15 protein-coding genes are annotated in these 14,991 nt (G+C 58.9%); 6 read left to right on the forward strand and 9 right to left on the reverse strand.

The annotated features are described in order from the left end of the window. The first annotated feature begins 166 nt into the window (after nt 1-166). A complete protein-coding gene (locus NR187_RS00615) occupies nt 167-1,279 on the forward strand; it encodes an NADH:flavin oxidoreductase/NADH oxidase (RefSeq protein WP_211386153.1) in 1,113 nt (370 codons plus the stop codon). Nucleotides 1,280-1,411: 132 nt separating this feature from the next. Further along, nucleotides 1,412-1,819 carry a hypothetical protein gene (locus tag NR187_RS00620; RefSeq protein ID WP_211386154.1) on the forward strand — a complete coding sequence of 136 codons (408 nt, stop codon included), beginning with the start codon at nt 1,412-1,414 and terminating at the stop codon, nt 1,817-1,819. Nucleotides 1,820-2,005: 186 nt separating this feature from the next. On the opposite strand, the gene NR187_RS00625 is transcribed toward NR187_RS00620, so the two are convergent. The 3 genes from NR187_RS00625 to NR187_RS00635 form a co-directional block, all read right to left on the reverse strand. Further along, entirely contained in the window at nt 2,006-2,251 is a 246-nt protein-coding gene (locus NR187_RS00625) for a PilZ domain-containing protein (protein WP_211386155.1), read from the reverse strand. Nucleotides 2,252-2,420: 169 nt separating this feature from the next. Beyond that, nucleotides 2,421-3,782 (reverse strand): DUF2235 domain-containing protein, encoded by a 1,362-nt coding sequence (locus NR187_RS00630; protein ID WP_372702952.1) that lies wholly within the window; start codon nt 3,780-3,782, stop codon nt 2,421-2,423. 264 nt (nt 3,783-4,046) lie between these two features. After that, the gene (locus NR187_RS00635) at nt 4,047-4,388 is read right to left on the reverse strand and encodes a hypothetical protein (RefSeq protein WP_256805474.1); all 342 of its coding nucleotides are present in this window, start codon (nt 4,386-4,388) and stop codon (nt 4,047-4,049) included. 326 nt (nt 4,389-4,714) lie between these two features. Between NR187_RS00635 and NR187_RS00640 the strand changes: the two genes are divergently transcribed. The 3 genes from NR187_RS00640 (at nt 4,715) to NR187_RS00650 (ending at nt 5,750) form a co-directional block, all read left to right on the forward strand. Beyond that, complete coding sequence (locus NR187_RS00640; RefSeq protein ID WP_256805475.1) at nt 4,715-4,978, forward strand: hypothetical protein; 264 nt, start codon at nt 4,715-4,717, stop codon at nt 4,976-4,978. After that, nucleotides 4,975-5,271, forward strand: coding sequence for a hypothetical protein (locus tag NR187_RS00645; protein WP_211386158.1), 297 nt, complete (start codon nt 4,975-4,977; stop codon nt 5,269-5,271). Before NR187_RS00640 ends, NR187_RS00645 begins: the two co-directional genes overlap by 4 nt. 200 nt (nt 5,272-5,471) lie before the next feature. Next, the gene (locus NR187_RS00650; RefSeq protein WP_256805476.1) at nt 5,472-5,750 is read left to right on the forward strand and encodes a DUF1488 family protein; all 279 of its coding nucleotides are present in this window, start codon (nt 5,472-5,474) and stop codon (nt 5,748-5,750) included. 232 nt (nt 5,751-5,982) lie between these two features. Here the strand turns inward: NR187_RS00650 and NR187_RS00655 are convergent, their stop codons facing one another. From NR187_RS00655 to rpmB, 6 genes are all read right to left on the reverse strand, one after another. After that, nucleotides 5,983-7,152: a hypothetical protein gene (locus NR187_RS00655; protein ID WP_256805477.1), complete on the reverse strand. Its 1,170-nt coding sequence runs from the start codon at nt 7,150-7,152 to the stop codon at nt 5,983-5,985. Further along, nucleotides 7,153-9,072, reverse strand: coding sequence for a hypothetical protein (locus tag NR187_RS00660; protein WP_256805478.1), 1,920 nt, complete (start codon nt 9,070-9,072; stop codon nt 7,153-7,155). Further along, nucleotides 9,072-10,190 carry a hypothetical protein gene (locus NR187_RS00665; protein WP_256805479.1) on the reverse strand — a complete coding sequence of 373 codons (1,119 nt, stop codon included), beginning with the start codon at nt 10,188-10,190 and terminating at the stop codon, nt 9,072-9,074. The genes NR187_RS00660 and NR187_RS00665 overlap by 1 nt, the downstream gene beginning before the upstream one ends. Further along, nucleotides 10,177-12,120, reverse strand: coding sequence for an HAD-IIB family hydrolase (locus NR187_RS00670; protein ID WP_256805480.1), 1,944 nt, complete (start codon nt 12,118-12,120; stop codon nt 10,177-10,179). The genes NR187_RS00665 and NR187_RS00670 overlap by 14 nt, the downstream gene beginning before the upstream one ends. 6 nt (nt 12,121-12,126) lie before the next feature. Continuing rightward, on the reverse strand, nt 12,127-12,726 hold the full coding sequence (locus NR187_RS00675; RefSeq protein ID WP_256805481.1) for an NADAR family protein: 600 nt from the start codon (nt 12,724-12,726) through the stop codon (nt 12,127-12,129). Nucleotides 12,727-12,977: 251 nt separating this feature from the next. After that, entirely contained in the window at nt 12,978-13,289 is a 312-nt protein-coding gene (rpmB, locus tag NR187_RS00680) for a 50S ribosomal protein L28 (protein WP_211386162.1), read from the reverse strand. Between the two features lie 435 nt (nt 13,290-13,724). On the opposite strand from rpmB, the gene NR187_RS00685 reads away from it, so the two are divergent. Further along, on the forward strand, nt 13,725-14,588 hold the full coding sequence (locus NR187_RS00685; RefSeq protein WP_211386294.1) for a DUF3108 domain-containing protein: 864 nt from the start codon (nt 13,725-13,727) through the stop codon (nt 14,586-14,588). The last annotated feature ends 403 nt before the right edge of the window (nt 14,589-14,991 follow it).

Raw genomic sequence — 14,991 nt, forward strand, 5'->3', positions numbered from 1 at the left:
CGGACAAGCCGCTCGCAATGACGAATGGAGACGGATTTCCACTAAACCCTGACCGCAATGCATGCCGTCCCGGTCGGCCATGTCCCTCGCGCAGCTGGCAATTCGCCATCGAGCTACTAAACTTCATGCAATCGCTTCCATCCCTCCATCCCCCGGAACTCCCCGCATGAGCGCCCTGTTTTCCCCGATCAAGCTGCGCGGCCTGACGTTGAAGAACCGCATCGTGGTGTCGCCGATGTGCCAGTATTCGGCCGAGGACGGCGTTCCCACCGACTGGCACTTCACCCACATCAACAATCTCAGCCTGTCGGGCGCGGCGATGTTCTGCATCGAGGCGACCCATGTCGAGGCGATCGGCCGCATCACGCCGGGATGCCTCGGGCTCTACAGCGATGCCGCCGAAGCCGCGCTGAAGCAGATCCTCGCCTCGGTGCGCAAGCATTCCTCGACCGCAGTGGCGATGCAGCTCGCGCATGCGGGCCGGAAAGCGAGCAGCGCGCGGCCCTGGGACGGCGGCCAGTTGATTCCGCTCGACCAGGGCGGCTGGCAGACGGTGGCGCCGTCGGCGCTGCCGCACAAGGAGGGTGAGGCGGCGCCGCTGGCGCTGGATGGCGCCGGCCTCAAGCGCATCCGCGAGGCCTTCGTCGACAGCGCCAGGCGCGCGGCCCGCATCGGCATCGACGCGATCGAGCTGCACGGCGCGCACGGCTATCTCATGCATCAGTTCCTGTCGCCGATCTCCAACAGGCGCACCGACGAATATGGCGGGTCGTTGCAGAACCGCATGCGCTTCCCGTTGGAAGTCTACGACGCGGTGCGCGCCGTGTTCCCGCACGACAAGCCGGTCGGCATGCGGGTGTCGTCGACCGACTGGGTCGAGGGCGGCTGGGACCTGGCGCAGACCATCGAATTCGCGAACGCGCTGAAGGCGCGCGGCGTCGACTGGATCGACGCGTCCTCCGGCGGCGTCTCGCCGCTGCAGAAGATCCCGCTCGGCCCCGGCTACCAGGTGCAGTTCGCGGAGGCCATCAAGCGCGAAACGGGATTGCCCACCATCGCGGTCGGCCTGATCACGGAAGGCAAGCAGGCCGAGGAGATCGTCGCCTCCGGCAAGGCCGACATGGTCGCGCTCGCCCGCGGCATGCTCTACGACCCGCGCTGGGCCTGGCATGCCGCCGCCGAGCTCGGCGGCGAGGTCGAGGCCCCGCCGCAATATTGGCGCTCGCAGCCCTCGACGCAGAAGGCGCTGTTCGGCAAGACGACGTTCGGGGCGCGGTAGGCTTTTGACCTCGCCCGCCTGCGGGGAGAGGGAGGCGACGCGCCGCCCCACGCATCCGTAAATCTCCTCAGCTTCCACCCCCCGCAAATCTGGCCTAACCTCTGCCGCATTAACTCCTCGCGGAGGCCCGCCATGCGATTTCGTGTCCGGAAGGCTGCCCACGTCATCGAGCGCGTGGGACTTGCGATGGCAGGCGCGGCGTGCGGGCTGTTCGTCGGCGCCTATGTGGGATCGGCGATTCCCACGCTGACCACGCAGGGCTTCCTGCTGCTGATGATGGTGCTCGGCTTCGCCGGCTTCTATCTCGGCATCGACACGCCGCAGCTGCCCTTCGACGAGGCCCATGGCGAAATCGACGCCGCGGAGCTGCTGAGCTCGGCCGGTACGCTCTGCGCCACGCTCACGGCGTTTGCCTCCGTCGCCGTCATCGTGCTCCGCCTGGAGCCGCACATGGCCTGGACCTGGCTCGCCTTGTTCGGCTGGATCGCCGGTGTGGCGATGCAGATCGTCGCGGGCGCGAAAGCGCGGATGCGGAAGTAGCTCGCTTCCTTCTCCCCTTGTGGGAGAAGGTGGCGCGAAGCGCCGGATGAGGGGTGTGCCACCGCGAATTCAGCTGTGAAAGATGAGATTGCGGAGGCACACCCCTCACCCGTCTCGCCGCTAAGCGGCGAGCCACCCTCTCCCACAAGGCCCACAACGGGAGAGGGTAAGCAAGCTAACCCATTTCTAGAACACCACGCCGACCCGCGTGCCGCGCTTCCAGGCGATGCGGCAGCGCTTCCTGGTGTTGACGTGCAGCAGCTCGAACCTGTCGGGGATATTCACCTGGCCGCCGAGATCGACGCAGGCGCCGCCGGGCGAATAGTCGATCAGCGTGCAGACGATCACCGGCGCGCTCTTGTCGGTGATGATCTTGGCCTGGCGGGACACCAGGCCTGCAGGCTTCACGCGGGCATGTCGGCGCGGATGCATTGGCACTCTCCTCCAATTCCGCAGGTCTCGCGGCGGGCTTGCCGGCCATGATGAACGGGAGAGGATGCGAACCGGCTAAGGCCAGGCCGAGAATTTTAACGAAAAGTGGCGGCGAATGGAGAAAGCGGCGGTAACGGGGTGCCCCCTCCAGGGGAGGGTGGCAGTGGGTTCACCCCGTCACGATCTCCCCCGACGCCTCCACCCCCGTATGCGGCTGTACCGGCATCGGCACCGTCTCGTACGCTTTCGGCAGGTTCACCGGCCGGTAGCCCGGCTCCACCGCCATCCGCTTCAGCACGCTCTCGTGCACATGCGCGCCTTCGGGGATCGGGCGCGGCTCGCTATCGGGGATGTAGAAGCCGAGGAACACCTTCCGCTCCGGCCATTCCTTGTACTTCGCGCTCTTCGGCAGATATTCCAGCACGCGCCAGAGCGCGGTCATGGAATCGTGCAGCATGCCCGTCTTGCCGGTATAGGCGGGCGCGACGTACTGGAACGGCGAGTTCTTGCGCTGGATGCCCCAGGCGAGCTGGTTCACGGTGCGCGGGTTGAAGTTCAGCCCGGCCTTCGCGGCTTCCTCGATCATCCAGATCAGCGGATATTTGGACTCGCCGCTCTCGGCCTCCGCATAGCCGCCGCCGACGTCGCTGTGCACGCCGGCGAACCACACCTGCATGATGTCCTGCGGCTCCTTCTTCTCGTCGGGCACGTAGCGGTTGCGCCAATAATCCTGCGGCTCCTCATACTGCTTGAGGCGGAACATGCAGCGACGCTCGTCGATGGCGATCGCCTGGCGGAAGATGTTGACGCTGGGATTGCGCAGCGTGAAGGCGAGCTCCTCCAGGCTGAACACGAAGAAGAAATTGTCGCGCCGCGGCACGATCACGCTCGCCACCGTGTCCCAGACGCCGATGAAGTGGATGGTCGCCCAGCGCGTCGAGGTGATGCGCGCGAACTGCGCGGCGAGGTCGAATTCGTCCTTCGGCAGCGGCCCGCTCTCGTCGGTCGCGACGTCCTTGAGATCCTCGAAATCGTTGCCGCGCCCGGTGCCGGAATATTGCTTGTAGGCGACCAGGCCACTGCCTGCGAGGTTGGCCTGCTCCGGCGAGATCAGCCCGATCTTGTGGATCAGCCCCGCCAGCACGCGGACCGTGTAGGCACCGCGCGAAAAACCGAACAGATGGATATTGTCGCCCGGCGCGTAGTGCTCGACCAGGAAGCAATAGGCCGACAGCACGTTGTCATCGAGCCCGTAGCCGGTGGCGAGCCCCAGCACCAGATTGACGTCGGCCTTGATGCGGTGCCACGTCGACGGCTCCGTCACCGTGCCGACCCCGGGATCGTAGAACACCATCTGCCGCGGCCGCGTTTTGTCGGTCTTGCGCAGGCAGCGATACAGCTTCAGGACGTTGGAGATGTTCTCCGAGATCTCGTTGCCGGTGCCGTCGCAGCAGATGACGAGGTTTTTCGGCTCGGCCTTGGGTTCGGCCTTGGGCTCGGCCTTGTGGTCGGTGTTGCGCTCGGACTCCACAGGTCGGCCCCTCCCGGTGATGCTACCGGGACGAGTATAGCAAGAAAGCGCGACGGCGAGGAGACGATGGTGCTTCTCACCCTCTCCCCTTGTGGGAGAGGTGGATCAATCGCGCTAAGCGCGACTGAGACGGGTGAGGGGTTTCTCTCTGCGCGCTAATCTGTCGCGTGGGAATTCCCGGACACAACCCCTCATCCGCCTTGCCTTCGGCAAGGCACCTTCTCCCACAAGGGGAGAAGGGAAGGTAGTGCTCGTCTCCGCCCGCTACTTCTTCTTCGCGGGCCCGAAATCCGGCTGCCAGTTGGCGTCCTTGCGGGTCGGTGCCGCGGCGATCACCTTGGTCTTGTCCTTCTTCGGCTTCTTGATCTCGCGATTGCTGCGTTGCTGGCCCTTGCTCATGTCGCTCTCCGGTGGTTTGAGGTCGTCGAGTTCGTCCGATTGCAGCACGCGGCCGCGCGGGGTGCAGACGCGCACGTCCATGTAGCCGTCGCGCAGCAGTTTTCGCGCGAGGCGCAGTGCGACCGCGGCGCTGCCGCGGCCGAGATTGGCGCTGCCATATTCGTTGGTCCCGCTGACCAGATAAGGCACGCGCATGGCCCTAGCCATTGAGGATCGCGGCTCCACGCAGCAGAAGAAGCAGGAACAGCGGCATGACCGCCAGCGGCACGATCCATTCCAGGATGCGACGGCGCGACATCGAACGTTCCCTGCGGGTCTGTCGGCGGGAGCGCAACTGACCCCAGTCACCGGTCGAAGCCGTCGGATGTCGCGGTGATGCGGCGAGCCTACGCCTGCGGCCCGCCAATAGCGAGACCTAAAGCGCGCCGCGCTGCAGCGCGGCCGCGATAATGCTGGCTATTGCCGCGCAACAAGCGCATGGTCTGGCTACGTCGGCGTCGGTTGGGGCCCCTCTTTGCGAAAGGCAGGCGCGCATGACCATCCGCTCGCGGCGAGAAACAATCACCTTCAGGCATCCGTTCCACATCCGCGGCGTCGAGCGCGAATTGCCCGCTGGCGCCTATGAGGTCGTCACCGACGAGGAGATGATCGAGGGCCTGTCGTTCGCGTCATATCGCCGCGTCGCCACCATGATCACGGTGCCGTCCGAACGCGTGCAAGGCGCGACGGAGTTGCTGTCGATCGGCTCGGTCGACCTTGCCGATGCGCAGCGCCTCGATGCGAGTGCCGCCCCATGAGCGACTACCCCGTGGATCTCGACAAGCATCGCGGCATGGCCGCACAGAAGGCGACCGATCTGCGCCGCGCGCTGGCCGACGTCGAATCCCAGGTTCGGGAGCTGCGCGAGCGCGAGGCCGATCTCGAACACCGCATGATGACGGTGCCGGCGATGTCGTGGCCCGAGGCCGCGGTGAAGGCGCGCCATCTGCTCAACCTCTACGCCGCCAGCCTGCCCGTCGAGGACACCAAGCACCGCGCGCTGGTGACGGCGCTGCTGGACGATTTCGTGCGGCTCGGCGGCGAAGGCTGAAACTGGCCGCGGTCGCGGTCTCGCTCCACCTCTCCCGCGAGCGGGAGAGGTCGGCGCGTCCGGGCGATGCGAAGCATCGTCCCCGCGCGCCGGGAGAGGGCTCTCTCCTCGTTGGGGCTCTCGCCTGCGGAGACACCCTCACCCCAACCCTCTCCCGCAAGCGGGAGAGGGAGCACACCCATCTCGCAAAGGAACGCCCCATGACCCTCACCACCAGCCGCTTCATCGGCCACGACCAGGACCGCGGCATCGTCCAGTTCTCAATGCAGGACGGACCGAAGGAGATCGCCTGCGCGATCTCGACCTCCGCCATGGACGACCTCGAGCGCGGCCCGCGCGCCAGGCCCAACGAGCGCGAAGCCCAGTTCACCCGCCTGCGCGAGCGCATAGAAGCCTGCACCGGACGCAAATATCAGGCGACGGAGTTCGAGGGCACCCCGCCGGGGATCGTGCTGCGGAGCATTGATTTTCGGGGGTAGGGGGAGGGAGACCGACGTTGACGAACGCCATCCGCTGCGGCGATGTTCTGCTCGTTTTGTGTAAGTAACGAAAGAACCGACAAAACGCTTCAGACGTTCTTGCTGATCTCGTCGCCGATACCTCACGTCAGATTATAAGCCTCGGAGTTCAGTCCTTGTGGTTGAGGTGTGCTACTTCTCGATGATTCCACCAGTGTGAATACACCGGAATCAATGCCACAGCCTTAGTGAGCTACCCATATGCGTCGCCAGTAAGCAACAGAGCTGAAATCTCCGGACGCGACGCTAGCAACGAATCGATGTTGGCAACGTATCGTCTTGGCTCCGCATAAGGGATAGCTACGCTGGATACTCGATCCGCAGAGATCATCTTCATCTCAAAGCACGCAAGCGCGCTTCCAATGGTCATCAATTTGCTCGCCAAGGGCGTGACAACTAAGCGACAACCTCCGACTATCTTTAGCGTGTTTCTATACCGTTCCATCGCTCCAAGCAGTTGCCTATACATTTGGAAAGGATGGGCCTCGTTAGCATACATGATGTTCGATAACGGCGTTTCTCGTCGTGCAAAGAGTATGCTGTCATATTCTACCAACAGCATATCGCCCCTTCTTGGATTCTTCGATGGATAAGGCAGTACTGGACATATTTCCGCGTCAGACGGAATCACTTCTTCAATCTTTCGAACCTGAGCTAGGCGATTCTCACCAAGAATGGGTAACCACACCAGCGGTAGATCTCGTAGAGCTTCCGATTGCAGTGCTTCGGAGTATCCAGGGATCAAGACAAGGTCGTTGCTTGGATCCTCAGAACTTATAAGGCTGTCGAGCGCGGCGTCTTCGCCCACGAGGACTTGAAGCGAGGTGCCGTTCGCAGCCAACTCGGATCCGTCCTTGAAGGTAGGCAATAATTTTGCAAGGAGACTGAGTAGAACGGTGAGATATGCGATACGAGGTAGAGAGCTTACATCAAGGACAATATCTGTTTGGCTGTCCACGAACCTTAGAACGTCGTCAGCTACTTGTCTCAAGCTGATCGTCGCACTGACTTCATCTTCTCCTAAGGAGGACCGACCGAAAGTTATCGAATGGCAGCTCCCGATTTCCGAAAAGCATTCTTCCAGCTCGGACTTATTTTTTCTAGTTTGGGCCTTCAACTCCTCGGACATCTGATAGCTTGAAAAGCCAATTAGAAGAAGTTGGGCATTCTGAACTTCGCACCCGGATTCGCGAATTCTTTCGACATATTTGGACATCACAATAGCCGCCCTAGCATCAAAGCCGGCGCCCGAGATATAGAGTAGGTTGAACTTCCTGCTGCTCTTCTTTCGGTCCGCGAGAACTTGGTCCCAAAGATCTTCCACTTCAGGTCCGCGCCTAAACACGTAGTTTTTCCAGATCATTTAGGCGACCTCTAAACCGAGACCACGTGAAGGCTGCAGGCCAAACTCCATCCATTCAACTAAGGCCTGAGCTGATGTGTCTTGCCAACCGCCATACTGGAGCGGCAGGTCGTAGTGCGCACATAGCGTTCTGTTTAAGTAAAAGACTGTGCCCCCTTCACGAGATGTGCTCGCGCTGCTCTCGCGCGGTACGAGAAGATTTTCGGCAACGCATTCAAATAAGACTTGGCGGAGTGTGCCAAATAGAAAATCCGAAGAATCTGGAGTTCGTTTGAGTCTGGAAATCTCGCTATTGGAGAGGCGAACGCCCGTGACGCCCGGCGCGTAAGGGGCATTGATGGAATAAGTCTTCTCTCGGCAAAAAACCCCAATCGCGTCAAGGAGCCGTTGAGCTAAAGTGCCTTCACTGTGGCTTTGTGGAATGAAATCTCTCTTCTTGCTCGCCGCGTCTCTCAGCCTCTTTTCTTGCTCTCGGGGTTGCAACTGAGGCTGAGTCTGGCGTCTCAAAACTTGCTTCGCTTTCATGCCCTCATACAGCGCAGCTGCCAAGTTGAGAAGTTCCTCAGGATTGTTCGTTGCCATGGCACAGAGTCGGTCTACGCCGTAATAGTAGGGAAGCTTGACTTCTCGGTGAATGAATATCTCGGCGGCGGATTGCACTGACGAACTGTCGCGCTCGTCTAGTTCATCTTCAGATAAGGGGACCAGTTCGAAGGAAAGCTGCTTATTGGCTTCGTCCCGAGCCACTAGAATCCGCGTAATGTAAAGATCCGTCAAAGCTTGTGGGTTGATGGAGCTCGGCCGTTGCGAAGCTCTTGCCAGCCATTCCCTATAGCGGAGATTGTCACGCAGTCGATTCATGTTCGATTCGAAAATCGCTTTGGCTTGAGCGTAGGCTTCTTCAATCTCCGACGAATTAAGGTTGTCCGATAGATACTGAGCAAACGAGCCGGCGGGCACGGTCGTTTGCTGGGCGAATCTTCGATCAAGAATGTTTTGTGCGAAGGCCGCGAACTGTTGGCCGCTTCGTCCTCCCCAAAGTTCCTCCAGGGGATAGTCACGTATGTCGCGGCCTTCGCGCGCGCCTTGGGAAAGAAACGAATCGACGAACGCTATGCTTCTGCTCGCAACCCAGATCGGAATGGACGGTCTGATGTTTACTAGTTCATCCAGCAAGAGCGTGCGTTGGCTCTTCCGCAGCTTCTGTGTGTCGTCGATCATTAATAAGCGCTTTGGCGCAATTGTTCTTCCATTATGGATGAACTGAACTGCCTGGAGCCACAAGACGGCTTCAAAGCGAACCTGGGACGGAGTTCTGATGTTGGGCGATGAGATTATCGAATCTAGCAAGCTGTAGATCTCGCGCTCGCGCTGCTCGGCCCAAGCGATCATCTCAAGCGCAGTACCATGGAGTGGAATTGAACTAAGTTCGATTGCTGAATGCTGGTATTCGAGGCGGATGTCCTGCAAGACGTCGCCTGCTACTCCCTCGATGAGATCAGGTAAGCTACGCAGAGTTCTCAAAACAATGCGCGTGTCGAGTAGTGCTCGAAACATGCCTTCTTTGACAGAGGAGACACCAGGCGGAATATCTGCATAACCCGCGGCGCAGGAGAGATAGACGCCAAGCAGTTGAGGGCCCCTTTCTTCATCTAGGACCCCCCATTCAATCAGTTGGCGATAGGACTCGGCTTGCGTGGGGCGCGCATGCCAAAAGGCTCTCAGCGCGTTTGGAGTGAATGCTCTTAGAATCGTAGTCTTCCCGCCCCCCGGCGGACTTCTGAAAACGTGGACGGCGCCCTCTAGACAATCCTCCTCAAGCTTCTCAAGGACTTTGGGGGAAAAAAGATGCACGAATTCCTGATCCGAGGTCGTCCGCTCGGACATTCGCTCTAGAAAAGGGTTTGCGCGATATGCCATTAGGTTTGCCGATGGCGGCTTACTCTGGGAAACAATCCAAAGAATTGGTAGTCTTCTGGACCCCAGAGAGCATAGACTGAATTGTTTGGCGTATTGTGTGACAAGACTAGAGGAAGAGAGCAGTTAGCGAATCCAAGCCGCGCGCTCTCTGTCCCTCCGACTGAGATGTGCCGATCCGACGCCCTGTCGTCATAGTACTTAGATTTCGAAAGCATGCTCATTAAAGCTGGATCGGTTGATTGGGAAAGAGCGATACTCTTCTCAATAGGGCAAAGGACGTGAAGCTTTAGCGGCTTGAACCCTTGTTCAGACGTGAAACGTTCGGACCAATATTCGATATGATCGATTGCTTGGCGGGTCGCGACGTATAGTAACAGATACACTTCGTAGTAATCGGGATCTATCAGGTCTCCGCTATAAATGCGTTCGTAGATTTTCTTGATTTTGCCCTTGAATCTTCTGTCTTTGGTGTCGAAGCGAATGTAGGTATTGCCGCTTCCGGAGAAGTCATCCACTAGCCAAATCAAACTGAAACGCGGTGGGATATGGGCACCGGGATGAAAGACCGAGGATGATTTTAAGGAGGCCTTTAGTTCCTCCAACATATCTTCGGCTTTGGCTTCTCCCAACTCGTATGCCTGCCAGATCTGTTCATTGCTAATCGCTCCGTTGCTGGCACGGCGCAGATCGTTGGTGTGCGCTCCGTCACTCAGACCAAGATACAGTGATTGTATGCGCAATTGCTCGAAACGTGGCAGGCTCATTAGCTGCCCAACACGGTAGGGTGGAATGCCGCTCTCTTCGGCGATTAGCTTCAGGCGCTCCTGGACAATTACGTCGGGGTAGGCAAGCTGAACGAGATGCGCAATTTCTTGTTCGGATATGAACACTAACCGATCGCGGACAAATGAGAGTGCTTCGGCGCGATCCTCATGGTCGAATTGCTGAAGCCAAAGCGCGAGGCTTTCAATAAACTGCTTTCCCGGGCCAAATTGTTGATACTGATTGTACTTGTGGTCGGCGAGTAGTTGCAATACGGGGACATTGCGTCCGACCTCTTCTGGGTCGCTCCAGCGCATGATCTGCGCGAGGAGAACTTGGGCGTTAACGTCTTTCAACGTCGTTCTCCAAAAAGTCAAAACGAAACGTTTGGTCGTTGTTCAGTTTTAGCCGGTCAAGATACCAAAGTGTTGCGTCTAGATCGCGCTTATAACGAGGCGCGAGTTTCCAGCCTCGATCAATGCGTCTTGATGGCAGGTCCACACTCAGTGAAAAGCGATGTTGTAGCAATGAAGAGTCGTTGCCTGGCCAAGCTCCAAGGTCGCCCATTGTTACGACTTCGTACGGGTCCATCCGATGGGTTTGGACTATGTGCGCGACTATGTGAGATTTACTTACGCCTCGCGATAGGATGTCAACCGAGTGCTTGCTTTTCAAAATCGTGCCAGATTCTAATCCCGCCTGCTTCAATGCATCGGCAATAACGAACCACATGTTGTCCGCGCTGACGCCGTTTTCGAAGCGAATGCTGAGTTGATGCGGCGCATTAGCTCTGATTCGTGATATAGGAACGCCTTGAGACCGCAAATTGAGTACGATACGTCTGGCATGGATCAAGAACTCGCTCAGTTCTGTAACGCGCTGTATCTCATCCGATAAAGCTCCAATCCAGCCGCCGTTATATAGAGCCAGCCGAAACATTGGCCATAGCTCTTCATCAACCGTGTCTCTCAGGTGATCTCGAACTGAGTCGCCTCGGCCAGATGCGATACCCACAATCATACCCGCCTTAGTGATGCGGCTCAGGTGTTGCAAAATTTCCGGCCCCGGAGGGAGATCAACCTTATTGGAGCTACAGAGTGTGCCATCATAATCGAAAACTATTGCCCGGAAGTCCCTCGTAGAAAATTCTTGTTCAATCTCTTCCAACGCCCTTCGAATCTTGCCGCTGCTACGGGGCGAAGGCCAATGCGCGCCAAGGACTTCATACTTTGATTGCTCACCTCTAATTCCAGTTTCTTGCGGCGGCGGGATTAGCGATGATAACTCAGCATAGTAGAGTTGGCGGCCCAGGGGGGAAACGTTGGGCTTCGCAATGTTTCTCTTCGCCTCATTTGCTATTCTTGAAACTAGATGCATTCCCGCAACGAGACCCGCAATCAGATCATTGGGAGTCGAACCGGGCATTGGAATCGTGAAGATGGGCACTGCGTCTGGTATTTGCGGTTTCATATCGAGCCAGAGGGCTTCGGTGCTCGGTTCAGTTAGGACAAGCAGAGCACAGTCTTGCGTTCTCTCAGTCAACCAAAGGTGTCTGCCATGCGCGAAGGAACGGAAGTCGGCTAGCTGCGAAAATAGCAGCGCAGATTCAGAAAACTTTGATTCCAGATCTTCCGCGATTGGGCGAAGCTTGGGCGAAAATACGATGATGAGGCCGCGCTTATTTGCCGTCTTCGTAACAAACTCCTTGGCGGTATAAAGAAATTTATCGAGAGGCTGGCCCGAGTAGTGAATGCTTTGTAGGTCCAAAGAGGCAGGCTTTTGTCGGTCTAATTCTGAAAAAGCGCGAGCGACTAACGATGCGTCCAAGATCAAGCTGTTAGTTGCTAGGTATCCGTCCTTGTCACTTAGCTCAAAGACGTGTGACGTCACGTCGTTCAGCGTAGCCGCGAGCTCCATCAGGGGGCTGGTGTGTCGATTGGTAATGACGTGGACTGCTCGCGAGCTGTGTTCGCGGGCTCGTTTCAATGCTTCTAATATGTCGGGATTTTTGCCCTCTGCGGAGATAATGAATATAGGGCTCGTCGCTGCCAAGGTCGGATTGCAAATCAATTCGAGCGGGGTAATCGAACGAGAAACCCGGCCGGTATAGGCTTCGTGTAAACTGCATAGCAGTGAAGCGACTGTAAACGAGCCGCCTGAGCCGACCGCGATTAGGCTAAACTGACTAGCTCCCGCGATAGCGGACTTGAGCTTTGTGAGTTCAGCTGATGCCGATCGATTTAGACTGGTTTGTAGTTTGGATAACTCTTCCTCGTAGGGTGTCATGATGTTTTATTTTGTTTTGCGCTGTTGACCTGAACCCCGTTTATTCTTCCGCTTGTTATCTGCAGCCTTTGTTTCTTTCGATCGAACCTTCGAGGGGGTGCCTCGTGCCGAGAGTTCGGCCCTTAACTCCATCAGCATTAAGCCGAGCATATTCTGCCCCTGTCCGTTGACCTCGCCCCACAGCCGATTGACGGCGTTGTTTACACGCCCGGCCTCGACCAGCCGAGCAGAACCAGTCGAGAGGAGGACTGAGGCAATATCCGGATGTTGAAGGAATTTGGCCCGTAGGACTGCTCTCATTCGATCAAACTTAATCGACTGCCAATTGGGCACGACATCCCAAACGTATAAGCCGTGAGCAGCCATTGCTGCCAACGACGGTGTTGGTGCAGCCAGAATCCAATCGCGAACTGCCGGCTTCAGAGCCTTGCCGGCTTGATAAGCGTGTTCAGCGGTTGGGTATGTCTTCCCTTCGAATTCTATCTCGCAACGAAACAAATTGCTGAAAATTCCATAGGGACGTTCGTTGGCGCGATAGAACTTTATCGCTTCTTCGTTCGTAGCCGATGTAACCTTCGATTTCTTTCCAGAAGACAGGCTTCGCACTTCGAATCTCTACTCAGCTGTGAGTTTGCAACTATACAGCAGCGATCGTGGCGACGGAGGGCAGGCCTCTGAGATACTCGTCGATGTTGTGGATACCGCGAACCGGCATTTTTTTGGGGGGCTGGCGTAGTCGAAGTGTGGCTGCCCCAAAACAAAAACGGCCGGATCTTCCGATCCGGCCGTCGCGCAAAACTTGATCCGGCCAAGCCTACGCCGCCCGACGCAAGCCCTTGCCCTATTCGAAAACTCGCTTAGCTCGCCTTCTTCTCCGGCGCGGGGGTCGGGCCGACCTTCTTCTGGATGGCGCGCTTCAGCTCGAGGGCGCGCGGCGACAGCACGTCGGCCTTGGCCTTGAGCAGATAGGGGTCGAGGCCGCCATTGTGGTCGACGCTCTTGACCGCGTTGGTGGAGACGCGCAGGCGCACGTTGCGGCCGAGCGCTTCGCTGATGAAGGTCACGTTGACCAGGTTCGGCAGGAAGCGGCGCTTGGTCTTGATGTTGGAGTGGCTGACCTTGTGGCCGACGAGGGGGCCCTTGGCCGTCAGTTCGCAGCGGCGAGACATGGCAAAAATCCTTGGTTCGAGCCCCCAACGAGTGCGGCCGCCATCCGGGGCGCCACGGGGGCTAATTCTTTCGTCCTTGCAGGGAGCGGCGGACGTATAGGGGGGAAGGGACGGGCCGTCAAGGTTTTGGGGCGGGTTTTGGCGGCCCGAGCCGGCGGCGGTGTGCCTCCTCTCGCGCGTCCGCCTTCGCCGAAACTTCGGCGGACGAGAGCGGGAGAGGTGTTCGCGCCCGCGGCGCCCGCCGATCACCAAAACGGCAATGTTTAAAACCCCTTACCATCACATAAAGGGCGTATTCGCACCCGAAATATCAGGTGGAGTTCCGCGCCTGACATGCCCGGATACATTGTGTGCCGCGGTTTTTGGCTTAAGTAACAACCGTTCGCGCCTCGATTGGATTGTTTCGTGCTCACAACGCCCCATCCTGCGCCCGGCCTGCGCTCAACGGAGCCGCGCGCGGCCGGTCCGCGCTCTGCCGGCCGGCTGGCCACGGCCGCCCTTTGCGGGCTGGCGCTGGCGTGGGTGGCCGATCCCGTGGCGGCGCAGGGCAAGCTCGAGGCGCAGTACGAGGCGACGCTGGCGGGCATTCCCGTCGGCAAGGGCGCCTGGAACATCGACATCCAGGACGACGTGTTCGCGGCCGCGGCCAGCGGCGGCACCACGGGGCTTTTGAAATCGTTCGCGGGCGGGTCCGGCACCGGCGCCTCGCAGGGGCGCGTCGTCAACGGCGCGCTGGTCGCGACCGGCTACCAGGCCTCCACCACCACCTCGAAGAAGACGGAAAATATCCACATCACCCTCGACAAGGGCAATGTGAAGGAGTTCGGCATCGAGCCGGAGCCGCCGGTCGATCCCGACCGCATCCTCGTCACCGACGCGCATCGCCGCGGCGTCTGGGACCCGATGACGGCCTCGCTGCTGCGCGTGCCCGGCACCGGCGATCCCGTGGGGCCGGATGCCTGCCACAATTCCGCGCCGGTGTTCGACGGCCGCATGCGCTACGAGCTGAAGCTCGATTTCAAGCGCATGGAGACCGTGAAGGCGGAGAAGGGCTATCGCGGCCCCGTCGTGGTCTGCTCGATGTATTTCGTGCCCGTCGCCGGCTACATCCCCGACCGCCCCGTGATCAAATACCTCGCCGCCCAGCGCAACATCGAGGTCGCCTTCGCGCCGATCGCGGGCACGCGCATCCTGGTGCCGTTCTGGCTGAAGGTGCCGACACCGCTTGGCCCGGCCATGCTGGAAGCCACCAGCTTCATCACCTCGGCGCAGCCGCCCAGGGTCGCCAAGACGCAGTGACTTTAACCTCCCTCTCCAAGGGATGGTAAAAAAGACATCTACATCAATACGTTATACAAGATCGCCCGGTCCCCCGCGGCGGACCCGTTTCTACTGTGCATGGGGTTGTTTTCGCAGTTTTGTCTTGGAGGGGCCCGGTGCCGGGAATCCATTTGACTCCTCCCCGATTCTGATTCGACTCCGCGCCGTCCCCAGCTTTAACGAATCCGCCATCGAAACGTCGCTTGTGCGGCAGCCCAAAACTCCATCTAGTGCACACCCAATAAGCCTCCCGCGACATGTTGAGTGAACGGAACAGGACTCTGGCCGGAGTCAGCGATTCGGCCGCGATTCGTTCTAGAGTCGTTCCGAAGTTTAAGGACACAGGGAAAAGCGTCGCAAAGTGAGACAGTTGCGCGGGATT

The sequence above is a fragment of the Bradyrhizobium sp. Bra64 genome (genome assembly GCF_024519875.1).
GTDB lineage: Bacteria > Pseudomonadota > Alphaproteobacteria > Rhizobiales > Xanthobacteraceae > Bradyrhizobium > Bradyrhizobium japonicum_G.

Excerpts from the sequence above, each read along its gene's own strand:
- NR187_RS00625 (WP_211386155.1), bottom strand. The coding sequence starts at position 2,251 with ATGCATCCGCGCCGACATGCCCGCGTGAAGCCTGCAGGCCTGGTGTCC.
- NR187_RS00620 (WP_211386154.1), top strand. The coding sequence starts at position 1,412 with ATGCGATTTCGTGTCCGGAAGGCTGCCCACGTCATCGAGCGCGTGGGA.
- NR187_RS00640 (WP_256805475.1), top strand. The coding sequence starts at position 4,715 with ATGACCATCCGCTCGCGGCGAGAAACAATCACCTTCAGGCATCCGTTC.
- NR187_RS00670 (WP_256805480.1), bottom strand. The coding sequence starts at position 12,120 with ATGACACCCTACGAGGAAGAGTTATCCAAACTACAAACCAGTCTAAAT.
- NR187_RS00650 (WP_256805476.1), top strand. The coding sequence starts at position 5,472 with ATGACCCTCACCACCAGCCGCTTCATCGGCCACGACCAGGACCGCGGC.
- rpmB (WP_211386162.1), bottom strand. The coding sequence starts at position 13,289 with ATGTCTCGCCGCTGCGAACTGACGGCCAAGGGCCCCCTCGTCGGCCAC.
- NR187_RS00635 (WP_256805474.1), bottom strand. The coding sequence starts at position 4,388 with ATGGCTAGGGCCATGCGCGTGCCTTATCTGGTCAGCGGGACCAACGAA.
- NR187_RS00615 (WP_211386153.1), top strand. The coding sequence starts at position 167 with ATGAGCGCCCTGTTTTCCCCGATCAAGCTGCGCGGCCTGACGTTGAAG.
- NR187_RS00660 (WP_256805478.1), bottom strand. The coding sequence starts at position 9,072 with ATGGCATATCGCGCAAACCCTTTTCTAGAGCGAATGTCCGAGCGGACG.
- NR187_RS00655 (WP_256805477.1), bottom strand. The coding sequence starts at position 7,152 with ATGATCTGGAAAAACTACGTGTTTAGGCGCGGACCTGAAGTGGAAGAT.
- NR187_RS00645 (WP_211386158.1), top strand. The coding sequence starts at position 4,975 with ATGAGCGACTACCCCGTGGATCTCGACAAGCATCGCGGCATGGCCGCA.